This is a genomic window from Vibrio ponticus, assembly GCF_009938225.1.
GTDB lineage: Bacteria > Pseudomonadota > Gammaproteobacteria > Enterobacterales > Vibrionaceae > Vibrio > Vibrio ponticus.
Window position 1 is genome coordinate 187,928 of record NZ_AP019657.1, and the last position, 13,100, is coordinate 201,027.

A 13,100-nucleotide genomic window follows, 5' to 3' on the forward strand; every position below is an offset into this window, starting at 1 on the left:
GCGTCGGAGGTAGATAAGCATCTTGAGTGGCCTGTAAGCCTTAGGCACGGTTAAGAAAACACCGAATTAACTTGTTTAGCAATTCTGTTTCTCGTAAAAAACGTCAAAACTAGCCAGACTTCCGTCAATAACGTTAATTGCAGTAAAAAGTTACTCAAAATATACCCATTTTTAACATTGAAGTGACTCGCAAAAAATCTTGGCTGGTATGTTTTATGTTAGTGGTTACTATCGTTTTGTAGCTCTTTAATATTGACTGTTTTTTGGGTTTTGAGTCTTTGAGATCTCTATCACTTCGGTGTTTTGGAGTTAATTTAACTCGCTAATTTAAATCTGCCGTATTGTTGTGATAACTATCTCAAATACGTTCAATTGTTAGTCTATTCTGGCTATTTTACTGTGTGAAAGGTTCCTGATTGCTTGAATTTGGTTGATTTTAACGACGCCAAACAAGTTGTTTTGCTGCGTGTAAAAACAGTTTTTGGTTGCTCGATATGCGAAAAAAAACTCACCGCGGACGATGAGTTTTTTAACGGTGATTTTATGATTACGTGGTGAGGAGATGTTGCAATTTATCTCGCAACTCTTCGATTTTGCTGCGCTCTTTGGTTAAGTCGGAGCAGTTATCCAGAATGTACTCTAATGAGGTAAGCACGGTTCTCCAGCGAGGTGTCTTTGGTAAAGTCTCGATACGCAAATACTTATCTAACGTTCGGGTTTGTAACGTACTGCGGTCGAGATAGACGCGCCATAAGCCACTTTGTTCAGCAAAGACAAACTTACTATTGCCAGTCGAGCTCTCCCAGTAGTCCAAAGCGGTTGTCATCGCCTCAACCAACACTTCTCGCATCAGTTCCTGTTTGGATTTTTGTTCACCAGTTACTCGGTCTGCAAGGCGAGTAAACTCCCCACCAAGCTCTTTTAGTTGCTGTAGTTTGGCTTTGTCACCATCAAATGCATAGCTGGTGAGTGCTTCAATAGCGGTTTCTAAGTTGTTGATGCGCGCCGCATTAGCCCCTCCGCCATGGTCAAATATATACATCGACTTTAGACCTGAGGCTTCAGGTAGGCGCAATATATCGCCATTGACGTGCTGACGGGTATCTTCGATATAGATGTCTACTTTACCGCAATAATGAGGTTGAGTGATGTCGAGAAACTTCGGTGACAGTAACTCTTCAGCTGAGGCACGCTTGAGCTGCTCAATTGAGCGCTTAAACATTCTTGCTGCCGCTTCATTGGCAAAGCGTACTTTTCCATCTGTTCGTGTACAAATAATCGCTTCAGGCGCAGATTCGAGCTGTTCAAGCAGCCGTGTTTGGGTTTCGATCAAACTTGCTTCTACCGCAGAGCGTTGGCGCAGCTCATCTTGCAAAGCTTGGTTTTCTAAACGACGCATCTCCGCTTGGCTAGCGGCTAGGTGAACTTGCATTCTCGCTGCCAGTTCTTGTTTATTAAACGGCTTAGATAAATAGTCATTGGCACCAGAGTTAAAACCACGGATACGGTCGTCGGTTTGATTGAGGGCAGTAAGCATGATGACTGGCAGTTCAATGCTGTCAAATTGTTCTCGAATTGTTTCGCAAACTTGATAACCGGTTAAACCAGGCATCATTACATCGAGCAGAACCAGCGCAGGCTTTTCCTCTTCGATGGATTGCAGCGCTTCATAACCATCTTTTGCACAACGTACACGATAACCAGAGATTTTGAGGAAGCTTTCTAGAACCTTGACATTGACGGGTTCATCATCGACCACTAGGAGCAGCTCACCATCTGGGTTTTCAGGTAAATTGGTGGCGTCATTGTCTTCGATATCAAAATTATCGGGCGCAATGAAGTGGATACTATCGCTATGGCTCGTCAATGCGATCTGCTCTTCCGTTGCGAGTGGAAGCGTAAAGCTAAAGGTTGTACCGACCATTGGTTGGCTGCTGACATAGAGTGAACCACCCATTAATTCAATGAGTTGACGACTAATTGAAAGCCCCAGCCCTGCTCCTTGACGATAGCGGCTAGTGTCGCTGCCAGCTTGAGTAAGAGGTTCAAAAATGTGTTCTAGCTGATCGGCTGGTATACCTTGTCCAGTATCGACCACTTGAATGCGCATTTTGGCATCGACAATGTTAGCTGAGATGACGATTTTGCCTTCATGGGTGTATTTAATCGCATTGCCAACTAAGTTATACAGCACTTGTTCTAAACGTTGTGGATCGGCTGCAATCCAGACCGGCTCTGATGGTACTTGGTTGATGATGCGGATCTGTTTATTGCCTAGCAAGTGCGATGATAGCTCAAGCACTAAGCGTGTGGCACTGGAGAGATCAACGGCTCGGGTGGCAATATCCATGTTGCCATAGCGCATCTTATGATAGTCGAGTAAATCATCCACCAAGTTGGCTAAGCGTTGTCCGCTACTGATAATAATGTCTAGCTGATATTTATGTTCAGAGCGGATCGGACCATTAGCTCCAGATATCAGAGCTTCGGCAATACCGATCATGCCATGCAGCGGGGTACGCAATTCATGTGAGGTCGTGGCAAGGAACTCATCTTTGAGTTTGTTGGCGATTTGCAACTCATCGTTTTTTTGTTGGATCAGCTTAATGTTACTTTCCAACTCGACGTTCTGTTCTTTAATTAACGCCATTTTTTCTCGTATCGAGCGTTGCATTCGCTCAAAAGCGATCGCCAAACGACCAATTTCATCTTTACGCTCAGTGCTGATTTCAGCATTGAGATCGCCAGCTGACGCTTTTTCTGCAGACCAAGTCAGTTTAAGCAAAGGAGCGGTAATAAAATTCGAGAGGTAATGGGAAGCGATCACAACCAGCACTATCGCCAATAGCATCGCGACCACGAATACGGTTTCTAACTGCTTAATTCGTGAGAAAGCCTCTTGTTCTGAAACTTCGACCACGAGCGCCCAATCTAAACCTTTTGATTGAATGTGGCTGTGTGCTGCAATCACTTCCGCGCCAGTTGAGTTGGTAAAGGTGCCAACCATGGCCGGTTTTTCAAATGCGGTATTGATGATCGATTGGCTGCTGTCGACATCTTGCTGCTGATAAGAAAGGGTACGCAGTTTATTGTCTTGTCCCACCAATAATGTCTTGATTGACCATACATTATTATTGTCAGCAATCAGCTTTGTTAGACTGTTATTTGGTAATCGAAACATAGCATAGCTGTGCAAGTAGCCTTGTTGAATGATTGGTGCGCCAATCCAAGCAAAGCTTTTATCGCCTTCTTGCATGAAATCAGAAAACACCACGGGTGTGTAGTCCTGGTTGTCTTTCCGCTTCTTATTCACCTCATCTCGAAGTTTCTTAAAAGCCAAACCTAAATTTTGTTGCTCGAATTTGCCATCGAGTAAGTTGGTGCCGTAGTAATCATATTTAAAAATAGAATAGGTCACGTTGCCGTTGATATCGACCAGTAAGATATCGTCAAAATCGGAACGTTTTAGTAGTTCTAGATAGGCGCGATGATAACGGGTATGTAATAGGCGATAACGCTCAGTGCCGTTAAATACAGGAGATTCAGGTAAAATTGAGGTTTTAATTTGATTGCCTGAGCCTGGGATATAACGTTTCTGGGCAAACTCACGTGCTTGATCCATATTCAGACCAAGACTTTGGAAAGCATTCACCAGTCCATAAAAACGTCCACCACTCGCATAGGCCAATTCAGAGCGAACAAACCCCATCACCTCCGACTCACGAGCATTGAGATAATCGGTGATTTGCTGATGTTTACTGTCACGAACAGAGATTAGGTGCGAGGTGCTTTGTTCTTGGAGATCTTCGCTATGAGACTGCAAGAAGAATAGAGCAATCAGTGTAAGTGGCGTGATACTTAACGCTAAAAACGCACCCATCAAGGTGTTTTGCAGGCGTTTAAAGCGTTGTTTCCGATACAACTTAAACATAATAAAGAGTTTAACTTTCCATGAAAGTTGGACGAGGAGCGATCCAACGTTAATTATGTATTTTGACGATGCGGTTGAGCGCATCAATTGACGTGTGTAAACACGTCAATTTTGCCTTTTCGCTTCAGGTAGCCTGAAAATGACAAAATTAACGAGTTTTTTTACTTTGACAAGTAAGTGCCACTTAAAGCGTGGTAGGCGACGCAGAATTTCGCTTTAGGTAAGGGATTTAGCCCAGAAATAGCGGGTTTCTGGGCAAGGAGCTCAGTTTTTTGCCGTATAGATTGCGAATTTATTGGTCTTATTTAGCGTTTCACATTTACCGAAAGCGAGCTCGATAATAGGTGGATACTGCAAAAAACTATTGGCAACAATTAACAACTCACCGCTCGAATTTAGCTGTTTTGGTGCATCTTTCAACAAGGTTTCAGTTGCGCTGTAGCTAGTATCAAGCCCCGAATGGAAAGGAGGGTTGCTAATAATGAATTGATAGTTATCGGCGCAGTCTGAATAAACATCAGAGGCAAACACTTTACCTTGCAGATTATTCGCAGCCAGGGTCGCCTTTGATGACTCGATAGCCAGCGCGCTGATGTCACACATCTCTAGCTCAATACTTGGATTTAAAGTCGCCATGACACTACCAATCACACCCGCGCCACAGCCAAAATCAAGCACTTTACCTTGTAGTGTTGGTAAAGTATCGAGCAGTAGTTTACTGCCAATATCAAATTCACCATGGCTAAATACACCAGGCAGACTTTTGATGGTTAATGTGTGTTCTTGGTAGTTTACCGAATAGGTTTTAAACCACTCTTGCAAGTTAAAAGGCTTAGCTTCTTGAGTGCATTGTCCCCAGTAAAACGAACAGCGACGGGCAGAATCAAACTTATTGATAATGCCATAAGGTTTAAACATTTTTTCAATGCTCTTCACCCCAGAACGGTTTTCGCCAACGACAACAATTTCGGTATCTTTACCCAGTTTTGCCATTAACATCGCAAGCAAATAGTCAGCTTCCGCTTTTGCTTTCGGCCAGTAGAGCAATACCATGTCCGCATTGGTATCGTGATCAAACTCAGCACCAAATACAGCAGTAATATTTGAGTAGGCTTGTAATTGGCGGAAGTAGCCATAGTGAGTGGTGAACACAGTGACAGATTCACAGTGTTTAGCTAACTCAATTGGAAACAAATCTTCGGCTTCGCCAGCAACGAGAACATGCTTACCAGAGAAGTAGGCAAGTTGGCGTTCGGCAATCTGGCTTGGTGCGATGTAGGCAGACATGATGTAGCTCGACTGAATAAAAAAGAGGGGGGATTCTCTCATAATCCCCCCTCTGTTGTTAACTCTTATCTTGTTGGTCTAAGAAGTCAGAAAACTCTTCTTCATAAATATAGAAAAGCACCATAGTGACAGCAAAGATAATTGGACCGTAAATTAAGCCAATCAGTCCAAATAGATGTAAGCCACCTAATAGCGAGAAGAATATCATCAGCGTATTCATTCCAGCGCTACCTTGCATCAGTAACGGGCGTAATAAGTTATCAATCGAACCGACGATGGCTACACTCCATACCAACAAGAATACCGCCCAAGTTGTATCGCCGATGATAAATAGATAGAGGGTCGCAGGTATCCAAATCAGCGCGGTGCCAACGACAGGAATAAAAGAGGCAAAGCCCATCATCGTGCCCCAGAATAGCCCTGGGAAACCCGCTAACCACATACCAAAGCCGCCCGCAATACCTTGAGCGATGGCGGTTAAGAACGATCCCATGACTGCTGATTTGGCTACTTTTTCTACTTCATTGAGTAATTTGTCTTCTTGGCTGCGTGATAGCGGTAAGATATGACGCATCGCTGAAATGATTTTGTCGTGGTCACGTAGCAAAAAGAACAGCACAAATAGCATCAAGAAAAATGACATTAAGAAGTTGGTCGCATCGCCTAATATTTTGGCGCTAAAACCAACAATATTACTGCCAAAAGTAGTGGCAAATTGCGCCACTCGTTGAGCAATTTCTTGCGGTTTAATTTCTTCAAATGGCAAGTAGGTGTTAACTAACTTAAGTCCTTTTACTACCCATGGATGAGCGAACACTTCTTGAATGCCACCATGCGTAACCCAGTAGTAGACGTTTTGTGAGAACACGGTGCCTTGCTGCACAATCGCGGCAAAGACAAAGAGTAATGGAATCACAATGATGAAAGTGAGGATCACGCAAGAAAGCAGTGAAACAATGTTTTCGTGATTCGGTAGTTTTTTCTCAAGCCATTCGTGGATAGGAAACATGAGTAGTGACAGAATAAATGCCATCACAATTGAATTAATGTACGGCTCAACTAAAAGGAAACAAGCGAAGCCTGCCCCAAGTAAAGCCGCGATCAGGACCCAATGTCCTGACGTAATTTTAACTTTCTCTGTCACGGTTATGCCCAATAGATAAACAAGATATAGAGTATAATGGCTTGAATTCTGAGTGTTATCAACGGGGAGTTAAATGATGGGCTGTTGTAACAATGATAAATGCAGCGCGGAAACTCGCGTGAAAACGAGCAAGCGTATTCCTTGGTTTGCCATGACCGCGATAGGGTTGGTGTTACTAGTGCTGTTCAACTGGCAATAAAAAAGGCTGCTTGCGCAGCCTTTTTGTCAAATTAAGAGGCAAATGAGCGATTATGCTTCTTGAGCAAGAATCGCGAAACAGCGATCCGCAGCGCTTAATGTCGCTTCAATCTCTTTGCTACCGTGTGCTAGAGAAGTAAAGCTTGCTTCAAATGCTGAAGGAGCTAGGTAAACACCATGGTTCAACATTAGGTGGAAGAAGCGCTTGAAGCGTTCAACATCACACTTAGTTACGTCTTCGTAGCAAGTTACGCTCTCTTGCTCAGTGAAGAAGAAACCAAACATGCCACCCACTTGGTTTACCACGAGTGGAATACCATGTTTGTCAGCAAGCTGTTTGAAGCCATCTGCTAGTTGTTTAGTGATGTAGGCTAGACGCTCTTCATTGCCTTCTGCACGAAGAACATTCAAACATGCAAAACCTGCAGCCATTGCAACTGGGTTACCTGATAGAGTACCTGCTTGGTATACAGGACCTGTCGGCGCAATGTATTGCATTACTTCACGGCGACCACCAAAAGCACCAACAGGCATGCCGCCACCGATAACTTTACCCAGTGTTGTTAGGTCAGGTTTGATGTTGTAGTGTGCCTGCGCACCGCCAAGAGCTACGCGGAAACCCGTCATAACTTCATCAAAAATCAGTAGTGCACCTTCTTGGTCACAGATTTCACGCAGACCTTGGTGGAAGCCATCTACAGGTGGAATACAGTTCATGTTGCCAGCAACTGGTTCAACAATGATACAAGCGATTTGGTCTTTGTTCGCCGCAAATAGCTCGCGCACAGAGTCTAAGTCGTTAAACGTTGCCGTCAGTGTGTGCTTAGCGAAATCAGCAGGAACACCTGGTGAGCTTGGCTGACCAAGAGTCAGTGCACCAGAACCTGCTTTAACGAGTAGGCTGTCGGCATGACCATGGTAACAACCTTCAAATTTGATGATCTTGTCGCGACCAGTAAAACCACGAGCAAGACGAATCGCACTCATTGTCGCTTCAGTACCTGAACTTACCATACGAACTTGTTCCATTGATGGCACTAATTCGCTGACCAGTTCTGCCATGCTAATTTCAAGTTCTGTTGGTGCACCAAAGCTAAGACCGCGTTGAGCTGCGCTAATAACAGCCTCACGAATAGCAACATGGTTATGACCAAGAATCATTGGACCCCAAGAGCCCACGTAGTCGATATATGCTTTACCGTCAGCATCAAAAATTAGAGGGCCATCAGCACTTTCAACGAATACCGGTGCGCCACCAACGCCATTAAAAGCTCGAACAGGTGAGTTAACGCCACCTGGAATGGTTTTTTGCGCTTTTTCATAAAGCTCTGCTGATTTGGTCATTGATATATCCTCTTTTGATTGCTCGGACCAACTTATGGCGGGCATTGTACCCCTCCTAACGGCGATGAAAAACGTTTTCCACGATATTCTCGACAAAATAAGTTTCAACTTGTGAGCTAAACATTTTGATAACACATCGTTGCACGATTAAATGATTCAATTAGTGGTGAATACTTGAACGCTGCACTCAGGTATTAGATAATCACCTCATCAATAAAACAGAGCTGCTGCAAGTTACCGTCAATTTCGGTAGGCATTATAGTAGTAGACAATAGTGAGAGAGGTCGGTGTGAGCGAAGCCAATATCCCCCTAACTTTTTCTGATGCGGCGGCAAAGCGCGTTAACACTTTGATTGCTGAAGAAGAAAACCCAAATTTAAAGCTGCGTGTTTACATCACAGGTGGTGGTTGTAGTGGTTTCCAATACGGTTTCACTTTTGATGAAAACGTTAACGATGGTGATACTACGATTGTCAATAGCGGTGTAACACTAGTGGTTGATCCAATGAGCCTGCAATATCTTATTGGCGGTGAAGTCGATTACACTGAGGGGCTTGAGGGTTCACGTTTCTTCGTTAATAACCCGAATGCGACTACGACTTGTGGTTGTGGTGCATCGTTTAGCGTTTAAGCACAATTGATTTATGAAAGAGCTGCCATTGGCAGCTTTTTTTATATTTGTAATCAAAAAATGCTCATTTAACGACCGATGTCATAGTTATGAGTGTTAAATCTAATCGCGCTTTTTGTAAACTTGTGATCTGATTTCACCTTGTTATGCTAGCCGATAGCACGAGATTTTTTAGGGTCAGTTTTGATCAAAAACCTATAAAAAACAGTATAAAAGGATCTTGAGCACGCTGGATGTTGCTTACGAAGTATTAAGGATAGTTATGGCTAAGTTTTCTATGTTTCGGTTTTTTTCAGTTCGACCGTATTTTATATCAATATTTTTAGTTATTTTGCTCGGTATTTGGCTTTCGATGGGCGCAACCAACTCAGAAGAGATGCCAGCAAACAAAGCTGAAAAACAAACCGAGGTGCCGTTGGCAAAGGTTGCCTTTGAAACATTTATTGCTCAAGAGACTCATAAGACAATCGATCTGTATGGGCGTACTGCACCAAATCGTGAAGCTACATTAGGGGCAGAGATTGCGGGTAAAATTATCTCGCTGCAAGTGAAAAAAGGCGACAAGGTAAAGCGTAATCAGGTGATTGCGATTATCGATAAGGGCGATTTAGAGATTCAATTGGAACGTGCGAAAGCAATGCTTTCTGTTCGTGAGAAAGAATTTAAAGCCGCGAAGTCCCTCAAAAGCAAAGGCTTACAAGGTGAAGTCGCATTTGCCAATGCGCAAGCCATGCTGGTTGAAGCTAAAGCGATGGTCAGTAATGCTAAGTTGGCACTGCGCAACACTAACGTGAAAGCGCCATTTGCTGGCGTAGTGGATTACTTGCAAATAGAGCAGGGTGACTTCGTTGGTGTTGGCGATCCTGTCGCAACCTTAATCGATTTAGATAAGATAGTGATAGAGGCGGACGTGAGTGAGCGTCATATCCAAGATCTTAAAGCGAACCAAGCGGCGAAAGTACGCTTCATTAACGGTCAAGAGACTCAAGGCTCTGTGCGCTATATTGGTCGTGTTTCCTCCTCTTCCACCAATACGTTCCCGATTGAAATTGAAGTCGCAAACCCACAACAACGGATTCCTGCAGGTGTCAGCACCGAGGTGGAATTGAACTTGAAAGATCAACTGGCGGTGAAAGTCACTCCAGCCATGTTGGCTCTTGACGCCGCGGGTAACCTTGGCGTGAAAACTCTGGTTGACGAAGACAAAGTGAAATTTGTCCCGATACAGCTGGTGAAAGCTGAGCAAGATGGTGTGTGGTTGTCGGGTTTGGGTAAACAGGTCGACATTATTACCACTGGGCAGGGCTTTGTTCGCGATGGTGATCGAGTGGTCGCCGTGGCAAGTTCAAACTCAAATCAGTAATAGGGAGACCGCATGTTTAGCATAATCGACGCTGCGCTCTCACGTACGCGCACTATGATAGTGCTTTTGGTGTTTATTTTGATTGCTGGTGTCATCACCTATATCACAATACCAAAAGAATCGAGTCCTGATATTACAATTCCGATCATCTATGTCTCGGTAGGTCACCAAGGCATATCCCCAGTGGATGCTGAACGTTTGTTGGTTCGCCCAATCGAGCAGGAGTTGCGTTCAATTGAAGGGGTGAAAGAGATGACCTCAACCGCCTCAGAAGGTCATGCCTCAGTAATGATGGAGTTTTCTGTCGGCGTGGACCTTAACAAGGCGATGGCTGATGTTCGTGAAGCGGTTGATCTCGCCAAACCTAAGCTTCCTGATGATAGCGATGAGCCGACGGTTAACGAAGTGACCCTTGCTTCAGAGGAGCCGGTACTGTCATTAGTGTTGTATGGCACAGTACCTGAACGCACCATCGTGCAGATTGCTCGTCGCCTACAAGATAAGCTGGAAAGTTACCGCCAAGTATTAGAAGTCGACATTGCCGGTGATCGCGAAGACATTGTCGAAATCATTGTTGATCCTCTGTTGATGGAGAGTTATGGCTTAGACCAAGCAGATATCTACAATTTAGTGGCGCAAAACAACCGTGTGGTTGCTGCCGGCTTTGTTGATACTGGTTACGGACGCTTTTCTGTCAAAGTGCCATCTGTATTTGATTCTCTTGCTGATGTACTAGAGCTACCGATTAAAGTTGATGGTAAGCAAGTGATTACCTTTGCCGATGTGGCGACGGTACGTCGAGCCTTTCGAGATCCTGAGAGCTTTGCGCGTTTAGATGGGGAATCTGCGGTAGTACTCGATGTGAGTAAGCGCGCTGGTGAGAACATTATTGAGACTGTTGAACTGGTAAAAGCGGTACTTACTGAGGCGCAAAAAAGCCCTCAATGGCCGGATAACTTATTGGTGAAGTACACGTGGGATCAGTCTGATGACGTCAAAATGATGCTGACGGATCTGCAAAATAATATCTTATCAGCCATCATTTTGGTGGTGATTGTCATCATTGCTATTTTGGGTATGCGTACCGCAATGTTAGTCGGTATCTCTATCCCAGGATCGTTTCTCGCCGGTCTTCTCGCCTTGTCCGTCTTTGGGATTACGATAAACATTATTGTTTTGTTCTCCTTCATTATGGCAGTTGGCATGCTGGTGGACGGGGCGATCGTGGTTACCGAATTTGCAGATAGGCGCATGCAAGAGGGGACGCCGAGAAAGCAAGCCTATCGTGATGCGGCGAAACGAATGGCATGGCCGATTACAGCCTCTACTGCCACGACGTTAGCAGCTTTTGCACCATTGCTGTTCTGGCCAGATGTGACTGGCGAATTTATGAAGTATTTGCCGCTCACTTTGATTGCAACGCTGTTTGCTTCTTTGATCATGGCATTACTGTTCGTGCCTGTTCTGGGTGGCTTGTTTGGTAAACCGCAACACGTTACCCAAGCGAGTCGAGAGAAAATGGTCGCATTGCATGAGGGCGATTTCTCTCAAGCGACTGGGATCACCAAGCTTTATTATCACACGCTCGATATCGCACTAGGGCACCCAATCAAAATATTGCTGCTAGCCATTGTCATGGCGTTTGGTGTCGGTGCGGCTTACAACAAAGCTGGGCTTGGTGCTGAGTTTTTCCCTGAAGTGGACCCTCCTTTCTTTACTGTCAAGGTTCGTTCGTATGGTGATCTGTCCATCTATGAGAAAGATGACATCATGCGCGATATCGAGCAGATGATGCTCGGGCATGAAGATTTTGAGAGTGTGTACACACGTACCGGTGGTGATGATGAAATTGGTCAGATCCAGATAACGCCAGTTGATTGGCAATATCGCGGTAAAGTGAAAGACATTATTGAAGAACTCAAGCAGCAGACCGATCAATATGCCGGAGTGGAAATTGAATACAAGTTCCCAGATGCGGGGCCTCCGGTAGAAAACGATCTGGTGATTGAGATGTCAGCGCTGAATCTGAACGATCTGGACACGGCGGCTAAGCAAGTTCGTGAGTGGGCGGATAACTACGCGGCGCTGACCAACATAAGCGATAATTCAAGTAAAGAAGGTATCGACTGGCAAATTGATATTCGACGTGATGATGCCTCTCGCTTTGCCGCTGATGCGACCTTAGTAGGGAACACAGTGCAGTTTGTGACGAATGGTTTAACCATTGGTGACTATCTTCCTGATGATTCTAATGAACAGGTGGATATTCTGGTGCGTTACCCAGAAGATAAGCGCGATATTGGCAAGTTTGACGAACTGCGCATTAAGACAGCGGTAGGTATGGTGCCGATCACTAACTTTGCCTCGATTGTGCCTGATCATAAACAAGACACCATTCATCGCGTCGATGGGCACCGTATCATTAGTATCAAAGCGGATATCAAAGAAGGTTACAACCTAGCGCTTGAATTACCGAAAATAGAGCAAGCGTTGAGCGAGATAAACTTTGCTGATGGTGTTGAGTTTAAGCTGCGTGGGCAAAATGAAGAGCAGGAAAACTCTTCTGCGTTCCTACAAACCGCGTTTTTAGTGGCTTTGATCGTAATGGCACTGATTCTGATCACTCAGTTCAATAGCTTCTACCAAGCCTTCTTGATTCTAAGTGCGGTATTGTTCTCAACGGTTGGTGTCTTTGCCGGTCTGCTTATATTCCAACGACCATTTGGCGTTGTGATGTCAGGGATTGGGGTGATTGCGCTAGCGGGCATCGTGGTAAACAACAACATCGTATTGATTGATACCTACAATCAGTTGTTGCGCCGCGGTTTGGATAAGCGTGAAGCGATTTTGCGCACGGGTGTCCAGCGTCTAAGACCGGTATTGCTGACTACGGTTACTACCATTCTGGGGCTACTGCCGATGGTGTTAGAGATGAATATCGATCTGATTAACCAGAAGATTGAATTTGGAGCGCCAAGCACGCAGTGGTGGTCACAACTTGCGACTGCGGTATCGGGTGGCTTGGCCTTTGCTACGGTACTAACATTAGTTCTTACCCCGTGTTTGTTGATGCTGGGGCGCAGTAAATTGCCGCAAGAAGATGATAAACCGATCATGGTAGAAGAGAATTAACCTTATTTAGGACGGGTCATTGATGCAAACAAAAAGCGCTGATATTTCAGCGCTTTTTTATTTTTAGTCG

General features: G+C 44.7%; 7 protein-coding genes. 3 read left to right on the forward strand and 4 right to left on the reverse strand.

Translation table 11 applies throughout. The features are described 5' to 3' along the window. Nucleotides 1-547 precede the first annotated feature (547 nt). The 4 genes from GZN30_RS00875 to hemL form a co-directional block, all read right to left on the reverse strand. Nucleotides 548-3,931, reverse strand: a complete 3,384-nt coding sequence (locus GZN30_RS00875; RefSeq protein WP_075649340.1) for a hybrid sensor histidine kinase/response regulator — start codon at nucleotides 3,929-3,931, stop codon at nucleotides 548-550. A 264-nt stretch (nucleotides 3,932-4,195) separates the two neighbouring features. Continuing rightward, nucleotides 4,196-5,218 carry a 16S rRNA (guanine(1207)-N(2))-methyltransferase RsmC gene (gene rsmC / locus GZN30_RS00880; RefSeq protein ID WP_075649339.1) on the reverse strand — a complete coding sequence of 341 codons (1,023 nt, stop codon included), beginning with the start codon at nucleotides 5,216-5,218 and terminating at the stop codon, nucleotides 4,196-4,198. 58 nt (nucleotides 5,219-5,276) lie between these two features. Further along, complete coding sequence (locus GZN30_RS00885; protein WP_075649338.1) at nucleotides 5,277-6,362, reverse strand: AI-2E family transporter; 1,086 nt, start codon at nucleotides 6,360-6,362, stop codon at nucleotides 5,277-5,279. Between the two features lie 249 nt (nucleotides 6,363-6,611). Further along, nucleotides 6,612-7,904, reverse strand: a complete 1,293-nt coding sequence (hemL, locus tag GZN30_RS00890; protein WP_075649337.1) for a glutamate-1-semialdehyde 2,1-aminomutase — start codon at nucleotides 7,902-7,904, stop codon at nucleotides 6,612-6,614. Between the two features lie 289 nt (nucleotides 7,905-8,193). Between hemL and erpA the strand changes: the two genes are divergently transcribed. From erpA to GZN30_RS00905, 3 genes are all read left to right on the forward strand, one after another. Next, nucleotides 8,194-8,535 carry an iron-sulfur cluster insertion protein ErpA gene (erpA, locus tag GZN30_RS00895; RefSeq protein WP_075649336.1) on the forward strand — a complete coding sequence of 114 codons (342 nt, stop codon included), beginning with the start codon at nucleotides 8,194-8,196 and terminating at the stop codon, nucleotides 8,533-8,535. Between the two features lie 262 nt (nucleotides 8,536-8,797). Beyond that, nucleotides 8,798-9,898, forward strand: coding sequence for an efflux RND transporter periplasmic adaptor subunit (locus GZN30_RS00900; protein ID WP_075649335.1), 1,101 nt, complete (start codon nucleotides 8,798-8,800; stop codon nucleotides 9,896-9,898). Between the two features lie 12 nt (nucleotides 9,899-9,910). Further along, complete coding sequence (locus GZN30_RS00905; RefSeq protein WP_075649334.1) at nucleotides 9,911-13,030, forward strand: efflux RND transporter permease subunit; 3,120 nt, start codon at nucleotides 9,911-9,913, stop codon at nucleotides 13,028-13,030. Nucleotides 13,031-13,100: the final 70 nt, after the last annotated feature.